Raw genomic sequence first — 19,111 nt, forward strand, 5'->3', positions numbered from 1 at the left:
ACTTGTGACAGGGTTTAGTTAAGGGTCTTTGCCTTTTCAACAGCTTCTTCGATTGCGCCCACCATGTAGAATGCTTGTTCTGGCAGGTGATCGTATTCACCGTTAACAATAGCCTTAAAGCCCTTGATGGTGTCCTTCAGGGTCACGTACTTGCCAGGCGCGCCGGTAAACACTTCGGCAACGTGGAAAGGCTGGGACAGGAAGCGCTGGATCTTACGCGCGCGGGCTACAGCCAGCTTGTCTTCTGGAGAAAGTTCATCCATACCCAGAATCGCGATGATGTCACGCAGTTCCTTATAGCGCTGCAGTGTGGATTGCACAGCACGTGCAACACTGTAGTGCTCTTCACCAACCACCAGTGGATCCAGCTGACGGGAAGTAGAATCCAGTGGATCAACCGCAGGGTAGATACCCAGCGATGCGATGTCACGCGACAACACAACGGTAGAATCCAAGTGCAGGAAGGTGGTAGCTGGGGATGGATCGGTCAAGTCATCCGCAGGCACGTAGACGGCCTGGATGGAAGTAATCGAACCAGTCTTGGTGGAGGTAATACGCTCTTGCAAGCGGCCCATTTCTTCAGCCAATGTAGGCTGATAACCCACAGCAGAAGGCATACGGCCCAGCAATGCAGATACTTCAGTACCAGCCAGTGTGTAACGGTAAATGTTATCCACGAAGAACAGGATATCACGACCTTCGTCACGGAACTTCTCGGCCATGGTCAGACCGGATAATGCCACGCGCAGACGGTTGCCTGGTGGTTCGTTCATCTGACCGAATACCATGCCTACCTTGTCCAGAACGTTGGAGTCCTTCATTTCGTGGTAGAAATCGTTACCTTCACGGGTACGCTCACCTACACCAGCGAATACGGACAAGCCAGCGTGTTGCTTGGCAATGTTGTTGATCAGCTCCATCATGTTCACGGTCTTGCCCACACCGGCACCACCGAACAGGCCAACCTTACCGCCCTTGGCAAACGGACAGACAAGGTCGATCACCTTGATACCGGTTTCCAACAAGTCAACGGAAGGGGAGAGCTCTTCAAAGGTGGGAGCCTTTTGGTGAATCGAGCGATACTCATCAGCCTCAATCGGACCAGCGTCATCGATAGGACGGCCCAGCACGTCCATGATACGGCCCAAAGTACCATGACCAACTGGAACCTGAATCTGGTTACCAGTGTTTTTGACTTTCATGCCACGGGAAAGACCATCGCTGGAACCCATTGCAATCGCGCGCACTACACCGTCGCCCAGTTGCTGTTGCACTTCCAGTGTCAAACCAGCTTCTGCAGTGGATGTTTCTTCATCCAGGATCAGCGCGTCATATACCTTTGGCATCTGATCACGTGGGAACTCAACGTCAACCACGGCACCAATACATTGAACAACCTTACCTTGACTCATCTTGGTATCCTCAATCTATACTTAAATTCTTCGAGCTTTATCTAAGCTACATTTCAGCACGACTAGACAGCCGCCGCGCCACCGACAATCTCTGAAATTTCCTTGGTAATTGCAGCCTGGCGCGCCTTGTTGTACACCAGCTTCAATTCACCAATCACAGTCTTCGCGTTATCCGAAGCAGCCTTCATGGCCACCATACGGGCGCTTTGCTCAGAAGCCATGTTCTCGGCAACGGCGTGATAAATAATGGACTCAATATAACGAGTCATCAGTTCATCAATGACGACATTGGCATCAGGCTCATAAATGTAGTCCCAATGGCCTTTTGCTGTCGTGGCTGTTGTATCCAGGTGTTCACTGGACAATGGGAGCAATTGTTCCATGATCGGTGCTTGCTTCATCGTATTGATGAAACGGGTGTAGCAAATGAACAGTTGATCAATCTCACCTGCCACATAAGCATCGAGCATCACCTTGATTGTACCGATCAGCTTCTCCAAATGCGGGGTATCACCTAAACCAGTCACATGGGACTTCACATCGGCACCAACACGGTTCATATAACTGAACCCCTTGTTACCAATGGCGCTCACGGCAATCTTCTTGCCTTCGCTTTCCCATTCCTTCATCTGATTCAGCGACAAGCGGAGCACATTAGTGTTAAGGCCACCGCACAAACCCTTGTCCGAACTCACCACGATCAAACCTACGTTTGATACCTTCTCGCGCTTGACGATAAAGGGGTGCTTGTATTCAGAATTGGCTTGTGACAAGTGGGCTGTCACATTACGAATTTTCTCCGCATAGGGCCTGGCCATCCGCATCCGTTCCTGCGCCTTGCGCATTTTGGATGCAGCGACCATTTCCATCGCCTTGGTGATCTTGCGTGTGTTTTCCACACTCTTGATCTTGGTACGTATTTCTTTGCTACCGGCCATTGTCTAGTCTGCCTGTCTGTTCAACTTGAGCTTAGTAAGCGTTGGTTGCCTTGAAGTCCTGAATAGCTGCTTCTACAGCCTTCTCGTCGTCACCACCAAGGTCATTGGTGCTGTCGATCTTGTCCAACAGGTTTTTGTACTTGGACTTGAGGAAGGAGTGCAGGGCAGATTCAAAGGCCAAAGCACGGGCAACAGGAACGTCATCGAAATAACCCTTGTTCGCTGCCAGCAATGTCACCGCCATATCGGAGGTAGACAGAGGCGCATACTGGGCTTGCTTCATCAGTTCAGTCACCAGGCGGCCGCGATCCAGCTGCTTGCGGGTCACTTCGTCCAGATCGGACGCAAACTGAGCAAACGCAGCCAGTTCACGATATTGGGCCAGTGCCAGACGGACACCGCCGCCCAGTTTCTTGATCACCTTGGTCTGAGCTGCGCCACCAACACGTGATACCGAAATACCGGCGTTGATCGCAGGACGGATACCAGCGTTGAACAAGTCAGTTTCCAGGAAGATCTGACCGTCAGTGATCGAAATCACGTTGGTTGGAACGAAAGCGGAAACGTCACCTGCAGCGGTTTCAATAATCGGCAATGCGGTCAAGGAACCTGTCTTGCCCTTCACTTCACCATTGGTGAACTTCTCAACATACTCTTCGTTTACACGAGCAGCACGCTCAAGCAGGCGGGAGTGAATGTAGAACACGTCACCTGGGTAAGCCTCACGGCCTGGTGGACGACGCAGCAGCAGGGAAATCTGGCGGTAAGCCCAAGCCTGCTTGGTCAAATCATCATAGACGATCAATGCATCTTGACCGCGGTCGCGGAAGTATTCACCCATGGTGCAACCAGCGTAAGGAGCCAGGAATTGCAGCGCAGCAGGATCTGAAGCAGTCGCAGCAACAACAATGGTGTACTCCAGCGCACCATGCTCTTCCAGCTTGCGCACCACGTTGGCGACAGTTGATGCCTTCTGGCCGATCGCAACGTAGATACAGGTCATGTTCTGACCTTTCTGGTTGATGATCGCATCGACAGCAACAGCAGTCTTGCCGGTCTGACGGTCACCAATGATCAATTCACGTTGACCACGGCCAACCGGCACCATGGAATCAATCGCCTTGATCCCTGTTTGCACAGGCTGGGAAACCGACTTACGGGCGATAACGCCAGGAGCAACCTTTTCAATCTTGTCTGTCAGCTTGGCATTGACTGGACCCTTGCCATCAATGGGTTGACCCAGCGCATTGACCACGCGGCCAACCAGCTCAGGACCGACAGGCACTTCCAGGATCTTGCCAGTGCATTTGACGGTGTCACCTTCGGTGATATTCTCGTAGTCGCCCAAAATCACGGCGCCCACGGAGTCACGCTCCAGGTTAAGTGCCAAGCCGTATACATTACCTGGGAACTCGATCATTTCACCGGCCATCACATTGGACAGGCCATGAATACGAACAATACCATCAGTCACTGAAATCACGGTACCTTGAGTACGCGCTTCAGCACTGGTGGAGAAATTCTCTAATCTACTCTTAATCAGTTCACTGATTTCTGATGTGGATAATTGCATTACTTTTTCCTAACCTTTCAGCGTGTAGGCCATCTCTTGCAATTGGCCACGGACCGAAGCGTCAATGACCGTATCGCCGACTACAATTTTGATCCCGCCAATAATTTCTGGATCCACTTTAACGCTTGCTTCAACCTTTTTGCCGAACTTGGCTTCCAAACGCTTCACGACTGCTGTAACTTCTGCATCGCTAGGTTGGGCAGCGGCTGTAATCTCTGCTTCCAGCACACCTTCATCCTGTGCCTTCAGATCTTCAAATGCAGCTGCAATTTCCGGCAAGATGGACAACCGACCGTATTCCCCCAGCAGCTTGACCAGATTATTCCCTGCTTCATTCAGCTTGTCTCCGCTTACGGAGAGAAATACACGTTCCAAATCGGCTGCGACAACCTTGGGGTTGTCGATCAAAGCCCGCATTTGCTCATCCGCCGCGATGGTCGCGGCCAGATTAAGCATTTGTGACCAGTCCGCCAGTGCATTTTTTTCCTTAGCCAGACGGTAAACCGCTACTGCATAAGGTCTTGCAATGGTTATCGCTTCAGCCATATCGTGCCCCTTATCCTTCCTAGAGCTCGTTTGCGATGCTGGTCAACAAGTCAGCATGGGCTTTGGCATCAATCTCTTTGCGCAGAATCTTTTCAGCGCCGGCAACTGCCAGCGCGGATACTTGCTGACGCAAGCCTTCTTTTGCGCGATTTACTTCCTGATCAATTTCAGCCTTGGCGCCGGTGATGATACGATCACCTTCCGCCTTGGCATTTGCCTTGGCTTCTTCCACGATTTCACTGGCACGCTTTTCGGCCTGCGTAATGATGGAAGTTGCTTTCTGCTTGGCATCGTTAACAACTTCAGCTGAACGCTGAGTTGCAACTTCAAGCTCCTGCTTACCGCGCTCAGCCGCAGCCAGACCATCCGCAATGGTTTTCTGGCGGGTCTCAATTGCATTCAGGAGATATGGCCATACAAACTTTGTTGTAAACCAGATCAGAATGGCAAATGAGATAGCCTGCGCAATTAGTGTCAGGTTGATATTCATATTTGCTCCCGAGCCGTTAATCTAGTCAGCTTTAAGTTTCAATCACTCAAATCAAAACTAGCTGATTAACCTGCTGCAACAACGCTCAGCAATGGGTTTGCAAATGCGAACATCATGGCCAGACCAACACCGATAATGAAGGAAGCATCGATCAGACCCAGCAGCAGGAATACCTTACCTTGCAGTGCAGGGATCATCTCTGGCTGGCGTGCAGCGCCATCCAGGAAGCTCGCACACATAATACCGATACCGATACAGGCACCAGCAGCACCCAAACCAATGATCAAACCGATACCAACACCGGTGTAAGCTTGAATCATGGCCAACAATTGCAAATTCTCCATTTAATTTCCTTTCGGCTTTAGAGAGTGTTAACGATAAAAATAATTTAGTGACTTTCGTGCGCCATCGACAGGTAGACAACTGTCAGCATCATGAAAATGAATGCCTGCAGACAAACGATCAGAATATGGAAGATCGCCCAGCCAGCTCCCAGCAATGCACCGAAGAAGGTGCCTGCCAGACCAGTCGCCGCCCACATACCCAGCAGCAAGAAAATGATTTCACCGGCGTACATATTGCCAAACAGACGCAGAGAGTGCGAAAGGGGCTTGGAGATGTACTCGATGAGGTTGAATGCAAAGTTGGCAGGCCAAACCAGGGGATTGGTACCAAACGGGGAACAGAACAGCTCATGAATCCAGCCACCCAGGCCCTTGACCTTGATGCTGAAGAAAATCATCAGTAACCACACGGCCAATGCAAGTGCAAAAGTTGCGTTGATATCGGAAGTAGGAACACTGCGCCATTCATGCAGACCCAACCAGCCATAAACAATTGCCATGATGTCGATAGGCAGGAAGTCCATCGCGTTCATGACCAGCACCCAGACGAATACCGTCAGGGCCAGTGGGGCGATGAATGCATGGCGATTGCCGTGGAATATGCTCTTGACTTGGTTATCTACAAACTCGACTAGCAACTCAACAAATGCCTGGCGCTTGGTCGGCACGCCGGAGGTTGCACCGCGCACCACCCACCAAAGCAGGCCGAACACAACAATTCCCAGCAAGGCTGAAGTGATCAAGGTATCCATATGGAGCACCCAGAATCCTGTATCACCGATAACCTTTTGATTGAAGGAAAGGTGATGACCGATATATTCAGATGGAGTTAAGTGACCTGTCGCCATAACATCAAACCCTAAGCGTTGTTTTTTTCGTTAATTGCAAAAATTGCTGCGCCGGACATGATGGCTGCTGCTGCCAAACCACCCAGCAGAGCAAGCGGAATCAAATGTCCGTAAAACTTGAACACCAAGAGCAGCGATATTGCAATCACTGCGATCTTGATGGCTTCAGCAATCAAAATATTTACCAGCACGGAACCGGCCCCTGTTGCCACTGTCTTATTTTGCAGCTTCAACTTGGCAGCCAAACCACCCAGTACTGCAGATCCGCCCCCTGCCAATGCAGAAAAGGCGCCATGCAGACCCAGTACGAAAAAGGCAATCAGAGCAACTACTGCGGTCGCTAAAACCTGCCGCTTGATCATTTTTGCCAGTAGCTCATCCATGCCTTGAATTTCCCTGATTCACAAATTGCGGGCAAAACCCGAGCCAGGCTTTTGCCCAAACCGTGAAAACCCGAGATTCTGTTGTCAAATCAGGATCAAGTCAAGCTGAAATTGCTATTTTCCGCCTTTAAACCTTTGAATTAGCTCATCCAGTTGATCCAGATTGGTATAGTGAATCTTCACCTGGCCCGCCCCCTTGCTACCGGCCCGAATTTCAACTGATGCGCCCAAGAGTTCTGAAAGGTCCTCCTGGAGCCGCAACACATCTCGGTCGGGCGCCCTGAGCGGTTTCTGCTTAGGCTCTGCAAGCAACTGCCTGACCAAGCTTTCTGCTTCTCTCACAGAGAGAGATTTTTGACTGATCTGCTCCGCAGCCACAATCTGTTTAGCATCAGGCAATGAAAGCAACGCCCTGGCATGCCCCATGTCCAATTTGCCCTGCATCAGCATATTCTGCACATTAGCATGCAAATTCTGCAATCTGAGCAGATTGGTAATCACGCTACGCGAGCGGCCTACTGCATCAGCTGCTGCCTGGTGGGTCATATTGAATTCGTTGATAAGACGCTGGATGCCCAGCGCCTCCTCAAGGGGATTGAGGTTTTCGCGCTGAATATTTTCAATCAGCGCCATTGCCAGTGCAGATTCATCTGGAATCTCGCGCACAAGGACGGGTACTTCCTGCAACCCCGCCAATTGCGAGGCACGCCAGCGCCGCTCACCAGCAATAATTTCATAGCGCCCAGTCGCCACCTCCCGCACCAGAATAGGCTGCATGATCCCTTGCGCCTTGATCGAGGCGGCCAGGCTCTCGAGTGACTCCTGGTCCATCTGGGTACGTGGTTGATATTTACCAGGTTGCAGTTGATCTACTCTTAATGTGTGCGGTGTATCGTTGGCACTTACACTATCGGCATCGCCTGCCAGCAGGGCATCCAAACCACGCCCCAACCCCTTTAATTTAACCATTGAAACTCCTAGCTTGCTGTCACTTGTCGACTGGCAATGAGATGCCGGTTGATGATTTCACCTGCCAGCGCCAAATAGGCCTTGGCACCCTTCGAAGCACCGTCATGGAACAATACTGGCACACCATAACTGGGCGCTTCAGCCAGCCGGATATTACGCGGAATCACCGTACGGTAGACCTTGTCGCCAAAATGCTGCGCCAATTCCGCCGACACTTGCTGTGCCAACGTATTGCGATTATCAAACAGCGTGCGCAGCAAGCCTTCAATCTCCAGGCTGGGATTGAGATGCGCCCGCACTTTCTTGATGGTATTGACCAGATCAGACAAACCTTCAAGCGCATAGTATTCGCATTGCATGGGTATCATTACTGCATGTGCAGCGGTCAGGGCATTCACCGTCGTCAGATTGAGGGCAGGGGGGCAATCAATGAGGATGTAGTCATACTCATCCCCCAGCTCCGCCAGTGCATTTTTCAAGCGGGTTTCGCGCGCGAACTCGTTGACCAGCTCAACTTCGGCACCTGCCAGCTCGCGATTTGCCGGTACCACGTCAAAACGGCCTTTTTCCGAGCGCTGTGTTACTTCCCGCAAAGTCTTGTCGCCGAGCAGTACATGGTAGATGGTGTGCTTCATGCTGGATTTGTCTATGCCGCTACCAGTAGTGGCATTGCCTTGCGGATCAAGGTCAATCAGCAGCACTTTACGCTTGGTCGCTGCAAGACTGGCGGCAAGATTAACGCATGTCGTCGTTTTCCCCACACCGCCTTTTTGATTGGTAATTGCCAGAATCCTCATGATTTAAGCCATCCCACTTTATTGAATTAGTTCGTTCTGGTTAACCGGAAGGAAAACCAGGTGTCTTTGCGCATCCAACCCGGGTACATGCAGGATTTCTATCCGGGAAGGCTGTAAATCTACCGCAGCTAACTCCTCCACTGGATTAACCCCTTTCATGGCTAACCAGCACCCATCGTCCACAATCAGATGGCGTGTAAGTTTGATAAACAATGACAGCTCGGAGAAAGCGCGCGAAATGACGGCATTGAACAAATGCTCCGGCTTGAACTGCTCAACACGGCCACTTACAACTGTGAGGTTGCCTATCTGCAATTCCGCCTTGGCCTGGCGCATAAAACTCGCTTTTTTCTGCACCGCGTCAATGGTAGTCACCTGCAATTCAGGCAGGCAAATAGCGAGCACAATGCCCGGTAATCCAGCACCACTCCCGACATCCAGCAACCGCCCGGGCGGGATATGCTTCAAAACGGATAGGCTATCCAGCAAATGCAATGTCACCATTTCATCCGGATCACGCACAGCCGTGAGATTATGGACCTTGTTCCACTTTTGCAGCAGTATTAGGTAATCCAACAGCTTTTTCACGGTCTCTGCCGAAAGCTGTATATCGAGTTCCCGCAGACCGGCTTCCAGCTTCAATTGCAGGCTCATGCCACCTGATCCGCAGCATTGATGTGTTTGCGGGATTTCCGCTTCAAATGTACCAGCAACAAGGATATGGCAGCCGGTGTCACTCCTGAAATGCGGCCGGCCTGGCCTATGGTCTCCGGTTTTTGTTTATTGAGTTTTTGCTGCACCTCTATGGATAAGCCATGTACCTCGCTGTAATCCAAGTCGGAAGGCAGCCTGTTGCTTTCACTACTCTTGAGGCGTGCCACCTCTTCTGTCTGGCGATCTATATATCCTTGGTACTTGGCCGCAATTTCCAATTGTTGCCGCACCTGCTCATCACTCTCGCCCTCGCCAGCATTTGGCAAGCTGAGAAGGGCCTCGTAGTTGACTTCAGGTCGCCGCAATAACTCAAACAAGGAATATTCTCGTTCGAGCACCTTACCAAAAACACGCTGCAAATCATCATCAGGCACATGTTGAGGATGAACAAAGGTTTTCTTCAGGCGCTCCTGTTCTCGCTGGATAGCTTCCTGCTTGCGCGAGAATGCTTCCCAACGCACATCATCCACAAGACCAATCTTGCGGCCGGCTTCAGTCAGCCTGATATCAGCATTATCCTCGCGTAACATTAACCGGTACTCCGCACGGCTGGTGAACATACGGTAGGGTTCACTTACACCACTGGTGATCAGGTCATCAACCAGCACACCCAGGTAAGCCTGGTCGCGAGTTGGGCACCAGGATTCCTTATCCTGGGCATACAATGCAGCATTGGCACCTGCCAACAAGCCCTGCGCTGCGGCCTCCTCATATCCGGTGGTCCCGTTGATCTGTCCGGCAAAGAACAATCCATGCACCGCTTTGGTTTCAAGCGAGCTTTTCAAGCCGCGTGGATCATAATAATCATACTCAATGGCATAGCCAGGGCGCAGGATATGGGCATTTTCCAGCCCCTTGATGGAGCGCACCAATTGATACTGGATATCAAATGGCAAACTTGTGGAAATACCATTCGGGTAAATCTCGTTGGTAGTCAGGCCCTCAGGCTCAAGGAAAATCTGGTGCGATTCCTTATCGGCAAAACGGTGAATCTTATCTTCAACAGAAGGGCAATAGCGCGGCCCAACACCTTCGATCACTCCGGTATACATAGGGGAACGATCCAGGCCACTGCGTATGATGTCGTGCGTTCTTTCATTGGTGAAGGTAATCCAGCAAGGGAGCTGGGCAGGGTGTTGGGCTACGCTACCGAGAAAGGAGAACACAGGCACAGGGTCATCGCCGGGCTGTTCCATCATCACGCTGTAATCGATGGTCCGCCCATCAATACGAGGTGGCGTACCCGTTTTCAATCGTCCCGCGGGCAAACCAATTTCGCGCAATCTAGCAGCCAGGGATACTGCTGGCGGGTCGCCTGCACGGCCCGCCTGATAATTCGCTAGCCCGACATGAATCAGACCAGCAAGAAAAGTACCTGCGGTCAGCACCACAGCCTTTGACTCAAAACGCAATCCAAGCTGAGTTACCACACCAGCCGCTCTTTCACCATCAAGAATAATGTCATCTACGGCCTGTTGAAACAGCCACAGATTAGACTGGTTTTCCAGGCGCCGACGTATCGCCGCCTTATAAAGCACACGGTCCGCCTGGGCGCGAGTTGCCCTGACTGCGGGGCCCTTGCTGGAATTAAGGATGCGGAATTGGATACCGCCCTCATCGGTAGCAGCGGCCATTGCCCCACCCAGAGCATCAATCTCCTTTACCAGATGGCCCTTGCCTATCCCGCCAATGGAAGGATTGCAGGACATTTGTCCCAGAGTTTCGATATTGTGTGTCAATAGCAGGGTTTTCTGGCCCATGCGAGCACTTGCTAGCGCCGCTTCTGTTCCAGCATGGCCGCCTCCCACTACGATCACATCAAATTTATCAGGATATTGCATCAAAATCACTCAATTAGAATTACCCTGAATGATACTGCATTCATGCCTAGCCTGTCAGTGATTATGGCCTTTGTTCCACGTGAAACATCAGCAATTCCATTAATCACCTTGCTATTCATTTCACTGGATGTTTCACGTGGAACAATTTAAAAAATAGAATTCTCACGTATAAAACCACCCATTCGGACTATATGTTTGCTCCCTAATATTGTGTTATTTTATGTTAACCAGCTGATGTATTACAAATAACAAGAGTACAGCGGGCAATGGAGTGACTCACTTAACTTTCGGGGGAATAATCATGTTATTACGTTCTTTCATGCTGTCAGCATTTGCTGCCGCCATGCTCTTCAATGCTGGCGCAGAAGCTGCACTGGATGCCAACCAAACTCTCAATCAATTCAACGCAATTGTATTTGGCAACATTAACTCTTCTTCACATATAGACGGCCGCACTTGGGTTGGCGGCAATGTTAATGGAGGTGAATATGTTGGTCACCCAAATGACACTCCAGCTTCTGGATATGCAGGCCTCACGGTCAAGGGCAACGCCAATAACATTAAAGTGAATGGTTATGGCTCAGCCATTGGAGGGAATTTAAGTAATTCCGCTATGAACAAGGGCAGCAATGTAATTCTAGGTTCTGTAAGCAATACCAACCTCAATGATGGCCCAGCATATGTCGCAGGCAGCGATAGCGGCAGCAACTTTAATGGTGGCAAGCTTTCCAGTCCCAATTCCCTGATGCAGGGATATCTAGATGCTGTGGATTCCACAAATTTCTACAGTGTGCTCAGCAACACCTCCAGTCAACTGCGTCAGTTGGATAGCACCAGTTCCGTCATTCAAAATGGCAATCGCGCTACCTTCAGCGCAAGTGCAGATAGTACCGGTTTGGCTGTCTTCAATCTTACCGACATTGAAGCAGGGTCGATTTTCAGTCTTGCCGAGTTTGATTTCACACTGAATGGCGCATCCACCGTGGTAATCAATGTTGCATTAACAGACATTACGATTAGCGCCAATTTCATTAACGGCTCTGCCCACCAAATCGGGAGTTCAGTCATCTGGAATTTTTACAATGCGACCACTGTCACGCTGAATAATGAATTTGGCGGGTCGGTATTGGCACTGAATGCAGACCTGACCAATAACCAAAATATTGAAGGTGGTGTATTTGTAAAAAACCTAACCCAGAACGGCGAGATCCACTTGCAGCCCTTCACTGGCAATATAATTACCGCAGTCCCTGAACCATCAAGCTATGCCATGCTTTTGCTCGGGCTTGGCCTGATTGCACTTACGATGCGTCGCCGCATGTAAATCAGTTTAAGCAACTAATAAAAAAGCCCGGATCTCCGGGCTTTTTTATTAGACATTGTTAACTGGAATATCAAAAACACAAAAGTTATTTGCCAATACAGAAACGACTGAAAATTTCACCCAAGAGATCATCAGGAGTAAATTCACCAGTAATGGTATTAAGCGCCTCCTGGGCAAGTCTCAATTCTTCTGCAAACAATTCTGGCTGCAATAACAATTGGCCTGCAGTGTCTAGATAATTACGCACCTGCTCCAGTGCCACAAGATGACGGCCCCTGGCCATGAAAACGCCTTCACCGCTGGGTTGCCATCCTGCAATTTCCAGCAAACGCTGTCTTAAGAGTTCTATACCATCACCAGTCTTGGCCGAGAGATAGATGTGCGACTGACCCTCAATTTCTTCGGACTTGGGAGTAGCAGAGTCAAGATCAATCTTGTTGTGTATCCATATTTTTGGCAAAAACTGCGGTAATCGCCCCACAATCGATTTTTCCACGTTTCCAATACCATGAGCTGCATCAAGCAATAATAATGCAACGCTGGCGTTTTCTAGAGCTCGCCATGTACGGGTGATTCCATGCTGTTCCACTTCATCATCAGTCTCTCGCAAGCCAGCCGTATCGATAATATGCAGTGGTACTCCATTGATTTGTATGGAGTTTTTTATCGTGTCTCTTGTAGTGCCAGCCACTGGGGTTACAATCGCCACTTCTTCACCAGCCAATTGGTTCATCAGGCTGGATTTACCAACATTCGGCTGACCAACCAGTACAACCTGCATTCCCTCACGCAGCAAATTTCCCTGTTGGGCTCCCCTGAACACGGCCTCCAAATCTGAAGCGACCTGAGCGAGTTTTTCTGCAACCCGCCCTTGGGAAATAAAGTCTATATCCTCTTCCGGAAAATCCAGGCAAGCCTCTACATATAGTCGCAGGTCTATCAGTTGTTGCAGCAAGGCATGGATACGGGAAGAGAATTCCCCTGATAAGGATTTGACGGCGCTACGTGCAGCCGCTTCGGTCGCAGCATTGATCACGTCAGCAACAGCTTCAGCCTGGGCCAAGTCTAATTTATCGTTGAGATAGGCACGGCGCGTAAACTCACCAGGCTCAGCCTGGCGTGCACCCAGAGCAATGCAACGCTTGAGCAATATCTGCATGAGTGCAGCACCGCCATGGGCCTGCAATTCAAGAACATCTTCACCAGTATAGGAATTCGGACCGGGGTAATAAATGGCGATGCCCTGGTCAATCAGGACCTGGTCGGTGTCACGAAAAGGAAGGTAAGCCGCGTGGCGTGGAGGAGGGCAATGTCCCAGCACTGCCTCCGCAATCAACCGACTTGAAGGGCCTGAAACCCGCACCACGCCAATACCACCGGAACCGGTGGCAGTGGCAATGGCGGCAATGGTATCAACGGCGTGCATTTCCCTTCTTCTTGGCAGCCGCTGCACGTTCAGTCGAACGATTGATATGCCACTGCTGTGCAATAGAAAGGATGTTGTTCACCAACCAGTAAAGTACCAGACCAGCCGGGAAGAAGAAGAAGAACACACTGAACACGATAGGCATGATGGCCATGACCTTGGCTTGCACAGGATCAGCTGGCTTCGGATTCAACTTGGTCTGGATGATCATGGTAGCGCCCATGAGGATAGGCAGCACATAGTATGGATCGATCGCGGACAAATCCTGTATCCACAACATGAACGGCGCATGACGCATTTCTACGCTGCCAAGCAACACCCAGTACAAGGAAATGAATACCGGGATCTGTACCAGGATAGGCAAACAACCGCCCATAGGGTTGATCTTCTCGGTCTTGTACATTTCCATCATGGCCTGATGCATCTTCTGCTTGTCATCGCCATATTGCTCTTTCAGGCGTTGCAAACGCGGTGCCAGCTCGCGCATATTAGCCATGGAGCGGTAACTTGCTGCAGACAATGGGTAGAACGCCAGCTTGATCAGCACGGTCAACAGGATGATTGCCACACCCCAGTTATGTACCAGCTTCTGTATGGAAGACAACACCCAGAAGAGGGGGGAAGCAATCACGGTCAGCCAACCATAATCTACAGTGTATTCCAGGCCAGGAGCCACACTCTTGAGGTCGCTCTGCGTTTGCGGACCAGCGTAGAGCCTTGCTTTTACATCCACAGTCTTGCCTGGCTCAATGTTGCCCACATGGCTCACGCTCCCGATAGAGTAAATTTTGTCGGCCAACTTCTTGGAGTAAAACTCGCGTGCCAAACCATCCTGCGGAATCCAGGCACTGACAAAATAATGTTGTACCAACCCAACCCATCCATCACTGGTGTTCTTGGACAGATTGGTCTTGGACATGTCAGAGAAGCTGAGCTTCTTGTACTTGTCAGCTTCCGTGAAATAAGCGCCACCAGTGAATGTAGGCATCATGCGCGAACCCTGGCGGGATTCGCTATCGTGCACAATCTGGTAATAGATGGAAGGATCAATCGCGGCAGTGCCGTTGTTGCGGATCTGATAGTTCACGTCAATGGCGTAACTGTCACGATGGAAGGTATAAATCTTGTCGACTTCAACACCATTTTCACCTTTCCAGGTCAAGCGCACATCCAATGTATTGGCACCAGGTGCCAGCTTGTAATTACCTGCATCAGCGGTAAATGTCGCTTTATGGGTAGGCAACTCATTACCGATCAGGCCAGTCTGCGCCACATAAAGGGCAGGGGAGGCCTTGTCATCCATGAGGATGAAGTCCTTGTTCAGATCATCATCTTCCTTGTGCTCACGCAACTCCAGGCGGCGCAGGTCGCCTCCAATGGTATCGATGCCTGCCTTGTACAAGTCAGTTTCAACATTGATACGTCCAGCGGTTTGCAGGTGGAAACCGTTTTCAATAGGCAATCCCGCCTGACTGGCTGGCTGGCTGGCCGATTTTGCTGCTTGAGGAATACTGCCATCTTCTGCCGGTTGGACCTGGCTGGCCGTAGTGGAGACAGGCTTATGGTCGCGCTGCCAGGAATCCCAGAGCATCAATATGGAAAAGGAAAAAATGACAAACAGAATCAGGCGTTTGGTATCCATAAATCTCTTATCTAGTAATTAAGGCCATCAACATCATGGCACTGGATCATGTCCGCCTGCATGCCAAGGATGGCATCTGGACAACCGGCGTATCGTATAAAAAGCACCGCGCAGGGCGCCATGCTTTTGTATGGCTTCAATTGCATATTGCGAGCAGGTTGGGGAAAATCTGCAGCTCTGGCCAATGAATGGACTCAATGTCCATTGATATATCCTGATCAGGACAATCAATACACTAGAGAACAGTTTCATTTCCGCCATTATGCTTGATCAGCTTGCGCTGTAAATTTTCAGCCAGCTCAACAAACTCCAGCTGAAGCTCCGCAAAATTCTTTGCAGAAAACAGCTTTTGAGGCCTGGCCACAATATCCAATCCCTGCAATTGGTCTTGCCTTACCCTGAACAGTTCCCGTAGTACGCGCTTCATGTAATTACGATCCACTGCCCGACGAGCGACTTTCTTACCCACTATAAGCCCCAGGCGAGCATGACCCAAGTTGTTGGGCTGATAATGTAGAACAATATAACGCCCGGAAACCCGCTTGCGGAAATTAAAAACGGATGAAAATTCATCCGTTTTTAATAATTTTGCCCGACGTGTAAAAGCGTATGAAGGCAAAACCATGTATGGCTAATCGCCTTGACGGCGAACGGCTGAATTAAACAGCCAGGCGAGCACGGCCCTTGGCACGGCGCGCAGCGATCACAGCGCGGCCACCACGGGTCTTCATACGCACCAGGAAACCGTGGGTGCGAGCGCGACGAACTTTCGAAGGCTGATATGTGCGTTTCATGAGAATCTCCGATGACTTCTATGCGTTACTAATCAAAAGGGCGTAATTTAACCTGATTACACAGGGTTATGTCAATGTTTATTTAGGAAATACATCAGCTTGTGAAAATGATTGTGGCTTGCCTGTGGATAAGTTGTGGTAAACAAGCTAGAATCATCCATCCGGTTCAGGGCAAAACCTTGATCATCCGGCATCAACCCGGTCAATCAATAAGAGCCGGAAGTATTCATTCTGAATTAATCCTAAATCAGTCACTGCGGGAGTTTCGGGCAACCGATGGAAAATTTTTGGTCTATTTGTCTCGGTCGCTTCGAAGAAGAATTATCAGCGCAGCAATTCAACACTTGGATCAAACCATTGAGGTTTGAGGCTGGCAATGGGATTTTACGCTTGCTTGCCCCTAACCGTTTTGTTCAGCAATGGGTGAAAGACCGCTTCCTGCAGAAAATAGAAACGCTTGCGGAAGAAGTCTATCCCGGTGCCGTCCAGATTGAGTTGGCGTTATACGATGCCACCGACAAAAAGCTGGCGCCAGCAGCTTCAACCTCAAAAAAGCCTGAAAGCCCACGCACTGAGCCAGCAGCGCTTACAGTTGAATCTGAAATTGCCAAGGCAACCAAGAGTGCAAGCCCGGCTCGTGCAGCCAATGTCGTGAAAAAAGCCAAGCCCGCCGTTGAAACCAGTGGGCTGAATCCTTCTTTTACTTTTGAGAACTTCGTTACCGGCAAGGCCAATCAATTGGCACGCGCCGCCGCCATTCAGGTAGCAGAAAATCCTGGTACTGCTTACAACCCCTTATTCATCTATGGAGGAGTAGGACTGGGCAAGACTCATGTCTTGCAGGCGATCGGCAATCACCTTAAGCAGCAACGCCCGGATGCAAAAATCCGCTATCTCCATGCAGAGCGTTATGTTTCCGATGTTGTCAAAGCTTACGAGCACAAGGCATTTGACGAATTCAAGCGCCAATACCATTCCCTCGATTTGCTATTGATTGACGATATCCAGTTTTTTGCCAAGAAGAGCCGTACCCAGGAAGAATTTTTCTATGCCTTCAACTCCCTGATTGAAGCCAAAAAACAAATCATCATCACTTGTGATACCTATCCCAAGGAAATTGCGGATGTAGACGAGCGCCTGCGTACCCGTTTCAGTTGGGGCCTGACAGTCGCTGTTGAGCCACCTGAACTGGAAATGCGCGTGGCCATCCTGCTGAAAAAAGCCGAGGTTGCCCGCGTCGACCTGCATGAAGACGTTGCCTTCTTCATTGCCAAGCAAGTCCGCTCAAGTGTCCGTGAGCTGGAAGGTGCCCTGAACCGCATCATTGCCATGGCCAATTTCACCGGCCATGCAATAGACGTGAGCCTGGCCAAGGAAGCATTGAAAGACCTGATTGCAGTGCGGGGCCGGCAAATTACCATTGAGAATATCCAGAAAACAGTCGCTGATTATTACAAGATCAAGGTTGCGGAGATGTACAGCAAAAAGCGTTCACGCAATTTTGCCCGTCCCAGGCAGATTGCCATGGCTTTGGCACGTGAGCTGACAAATCACAGCTTTCCGGAAATTGGCGAGGCTTTTGGCAGCCGCCATCACACTACCGTGATGCATGCTTGCGATGAAATCGAGCAGTTACGTCAGAACGATCCCAATGTTGGACGCGATATATCAGTATTGATACAAGTCATCAGGGATTAAAAGTTAAGCTATGGATAGCCTGTGAATAGAAATGCGGTTTAGGCGCAATTTTCAGAAAGCGTTAAAATAGCCAACATTCTATCCACAATAGTTTATAACAGTGTCAAGATAGTTGAATTGAAGTTAGCAAGTTGAATTAAAAAGAAAAAATAGAGTTATCAACAGAAGTTTCTAACATTATTGTTATTATCAATTTATATTTTCTATTTAGGTTTTAAAGATATGAATATCAAAATCAATCGCGATACGCTGCTAAAACCTCTTTCATCTGTAAGCGGCATTGTTGAAAGACGTCATACCTTGCCTATCCTTTCCAACCTGTTACTGGAAGCCAAACAAGATAAAATTGTCTTGACTGCCACAGATCTGGAAATGCAAATCTCACTTTCTGTAGAAACAGCTGTAGGTGGTGAATTATCAACAACAATCTCTGCGAAGAAATTGCTGGATATTTGTAGGTCCCTGCCTGAAAACGCCGAAATCACGATGGCAACCCAGGAAAGTAAAATCCAGGTTAAGACTGGCAAGAGCCGTTTCAACCTGCAAACTCTGCCTGCCAATGACTATCCGGTCATGACAAAAGCAGCGGGAGCAACCAACACTGTCATCAAGATCGGCCAGAAATCACTCAAGCGCCTGCTAAAGCAAGTTGAATTTGCCATGGCTCAACAAGACATCCGTTATTACCTCAATGGTTTGCTATTCGAGGTGAATGGCAATCGCCTTAATGTGGTAGGCACTGATGGACACAGACTGAGCTTTACCTCAACTGAACTTGGCAGCAGCTACGAAAAACAGGAAATCATTCTTCCACGTAAAACCGTGATTGAATTGATAAAGTTGTTGGACGAAAGCGAGGAAGAAGTCACAATAGAGGTTGCCAGTGGTCAAGCTAACTTTGCATTTGGTGATATCAGGTTGATTTCAAAGGTAATTGACGGAAAATTTCCAGATTACACACGTGTTATTCCGAGCGGTCATCAAAACAGTTTCACTGTGGATCGGATGATGATCCTGCTTTCCATGCAGCGTGCCTCGATTCTTTCCAATGAAAAATATCGTGGAATCCGCATGGTATTGACTGAAAACAGTTTGAAACTGATCAGTACAAACAGTGAGCAGGAAGAGGCCGAAGAGGAACTCGAAATCAACTATGCAGGTAGTGCGCTGGACATAGGCTTTAATGTGACCTACATGATTGATGTACTGAATAACGTCGACAGTGAAAATGTCGTATTTTCTTTTGCAGATGCCAACAGCAGTTGCTTGGTCACTGTTGAAAATGACAACAACTACAAATACGTAGTAATGCCAATGCGAATTTAAGGCATTGTTTTATTGAATTAAATTGATTGTTTCACGTGAAACCCTA

20 protein-coding genes are annotated in these 19,111 nt (G+C 49.5%); 3 read left to right on the forward strand and 17 right to left on the reverse strand.

Annotated elements, in window-relative coordinates:
• Positions 1 to 14: 14 nt before the first annotated feature.
• From atpD to mnmG, 12 genes are all read right to left on the reverse strand, one after another.
• Positions 15 to 1,412, reverse strand: coding sequence for a F0F1 ATP synthase subunit beta (gene atpD, locus LG200_RS13545; protein ID WP_226758156.1), 1,398 nt, complete (start codon positions 1,410 to 1,412; stop codon positions 15 to 17).
• 62 nt (positions 1,413 to 1,474) lie between these two features.
• Complete coding sequence (gene atpG / locus LG200_RS13550) at positions 1,475 to 2,350, reverse strand: F0F1 ATP synthase subunit gamma (RefSeq protein WP_226758157.1); 876 nt, start codon at positions 2,348 to 2,350, stop codon at positions 1,475 to 1,477.
• 31 nt (positions 2,351 to 2,381) lie between these two features.
• The gene (atpA, locus tag LG200_RS13555; RefSeq protein ID WP_226758158.1) at positions 2,382 to 3,923 is read right to left on the reverse strand and encodes a F0F1 ATP synthase subunit alpha; all 1,542 of its coding nucleotides are present in this window, start codon (positions 3,921 to 3,923) and stop codon (positions 2,382 to 2,384) included.
• A gap of 9 nt (positions 3,924 to 3,932) precedes the next feature.
• Complete coding sequence (locus LG200_RS13560; protein WP_226758159.1) at positions 3,933 to 4,469, reverse strand: F0F1 ATP synthase subunit delta; 537 nt, start codon at positions 4,467 to 4,469, stop codon at positions 3,933 to 3,935.
• Positions 4,470 to 4,488: 19 nt separating this feature from the next.
• Positions 4,489 to 4,959 carry a F0F1 ATP synthase subunit B gene (locus LG200_RS13565; protein ID WP_226758160.1) on the reverse strand — a complete coding sequence of 157 codons (471 nt, stop codon included), beginning with the start codon at positions 4,957 to 4,959 and terminating at the stop codon, positions 4,489 to 4,491.
• 65 nt (positions 4,960 to 5,024) lie between these two features.
• Complete coding sequence (gene atpE / locus LG200_RS13570) at positions 5,025 to 5,303, reverse strand: F0F1 ATP synthase subunit C (RefSeq protein ID WP_226758161.1); 279 nt, start codon at positions 5,301 to 5,303, stop codon at positions 5,025 to 5,027.
• Positions 5,304 to 5,347: 44 nt separating this feature from the next.
• Positions 5,348 to 6,151 carry a F0F1 ATP synthase subunit A gene (gene atpB / locus LG200_RS13575; protein ID WP_226758162.1) on the reverse strand — a complete coding sequence of 268 codons (804 nt, stop codon included), beginning with the start codon at positions 6,149 to 6,151 and terminating at the stop codon, positions 5,348 to 5,350.
• A gap of 11 nt (positions 6,152 to 6,162) precedes the next feature.
• Positions 6,163 to 6,534: an ATP synthase subunit I gene (locus tag LG200_RS13580; protein WP_226758163.1), complete on the reverse strand. Its 372-nt coding sequence runs from the start codon at positions 6,532 to 6,534 to the stop codon at positions 6,163 to 6,165.
• Between the two features lie 114 nt (positions 6,535 to 6,648).
• The gene (locus tag LG200_RS13585; protein WP_226758164.1) at positions 6,649 to 7,503 is read right to left on the reverse strand and encodes a ParB/RepB/Spo0J family partition protein; all 855 of its coding nucleotides are present in this window, start codon (positions 7,501 to 7,503) and stop codon (positions 6,649 to 6,651) included.
• Between the two features lie 8 nt (positions 7,504 to 7,511).
• Positions 7,512 to 8,300 (reverse strand): ParA family protein, encoded by a 789-nt coding sequence (locus LG200_RS13590; RefSeq protein WP_264193903.1) that lies wholly within the window; start codon positions 8,298 to 8,300, stop codon positions 7,512 to 7,514.
• 18 nt (positions 8,301 to 8,318) lie between these two features.
• A complete protein-coding gene (gene rsmG / locus LG200_RS13595) occupies positions 8,319 to 8,954 on the reverse strand; it encodes a 16S rRNA (guanine(527)-N(7))-methyltransferase RsmG (RefSeq protein WP_226758165.1) in 636 nt (211 codons plus the stop codon).
• Complete coding sequence (gene mnmG, locus LG200_RS13600) at positions 8,951 to 10,855, reverse strand: tRNA uridine-5-carboxymethylaminomethyl(34) synthesis enzyme MnmG (RefSeq protein WP_226758166.1); 1,905 nt, start codon at positions 10,853 to 10,855, stop codon at positions 8,951 to 8,953. The genes rsmG and mnmG overlap by 4 nt, the downstream gene beginning before the upstream one ends.
• A 301-nt stretch (positions 10,856 to 11,156) precedes the next feature.
• Between mnmG and LG200_RS13605 the strand changes: the two genes are divergently transcribed.
• Positions 11,157 to 12,179: a choice-of-anchor A family protein gene (locus LG200_RS13605; RefSeq protein WP_226758167.1), complete on the forward strand. Its 1,023-nt coding sequence runs from the start codon at positions 11,157 to 11,159 to the stop codon at positions 12,177 to 12,179.
• Positions 12,180 to 12,264: 85 nt separating this feature from the next.
• Here LG200_RS13605 and mnmE read toward each other — a convergent pair whose 3' ends face one another.
• From mnmE to rpmH, 5 genes are read right to left on the reverse strand one after another with little or no spacing between them, the layout of a single operon-like run.
• Positions 12,265 to 13,605: a tRNA uridine-5-carboxymethylaminomethyl(34) synthesis GTPase MnmE gene (mnmE, locus tag LG200_RS13610; RefSeq protein WP_226758168.1), complete on the reverse strand. Its 1,341-nt coding sequence runs from the start codon at positions 13,603 to 13,605 to the stop codon at positions 12,265 to 12,267.
• Complete coding sequence (yidC, locus tag LG200_RS13615) at positions 13,592 to 15,247, reverse strand: membrane protein insertase YidC (protein ID WP_226758169.1); 1,656 nt, start codon at positions 15,245 to 15,247, stop codon at positions 13,592 to 13,594. Before yidC ends, mnmE begins: the two co-directional genes overlap by 14 nt.
• A 33-nt stretch (positions 15,248 to 15,280) precedes the next feature.
• Positions 15,281 to 15,499, reverse strand: coding sequence for a membrane protein insertion efficiency factor YidD (gene yidD / locus LG200_RS13620; RefSeq protein WP_226758170.1), 219 nt, complete (start codon positions 15,497 to 15,499; stop codon positions 15,281 to 15,283).
• A complete protein-coding gene (rnpA, locus tag LG200_RS13625; protein ID WP_226758171.1) occupies positions 15,483 to 15,872 on the reverse strand; it encodes a ribonuclease P protein component in 390 nt (129 codons plus the stop codon). Before rnpA ends, yidD begins: the two co-directional genes overlap by 17 nt.
• Positions 15,873 to 15,906: 34 nt before the next feature.
• On the reverse strand, positions 15,907 to 16,041 hold the full coding sequence (gene rpmH, locus LG200_RS13630) for a 50S ribosomal protein L34 (RefSeq protein ID WP_045751845.1): 135 nt from the start codon (positions 16,039 to 16,041) through the stop codon (positions 15,907 to 15,909).
• Between the two features lie 276 nt (positions 16,042 to 16,317).
• Between rpmH and dnaA the strand changes: the two genes are divergently transcribed.
• Together dnaA and dnaN are read left to right on the forward strand one after the other, a co-directional pair.
• Positions 16,318 to 17,739 (forward strand): chromosomal replication initiator protein DnaA, encoded by a 1,422-nt coding sequence (gene dnaA / locus LG200_RS13635; RefSeq protein WP_226758172.1) that lies wholly within the window; start codon positions 16,318 to 16,320, stop codon positions 17,737 to 17,739.
• Between the two features lie 222 nt (positions 17,740 to 17,961).
• Entirely contained in the window at positions 17,962 to 19,065 is a 1,104-nt protein-coding gene (gene dnaN / locus LG200_RS13640; protein ID WP_226758265.1) for a DNA polymerase III subunit beta, read from the forward strand.
• Positions 19,066 to 19,111: the final 46 nt, after the last annotated feature.

Origin of the sequence: Methylobacillus caricis, assembly GCF_020532705.1 — a bacterium.
GTDB classification, from domain to species: domain Bacteria; phylum Pseudomonadota; class Gammaproteobacteria; order Burkholderiales; family Methylophilaceae; genus Methylobacillus; species Methylobacillus caricis.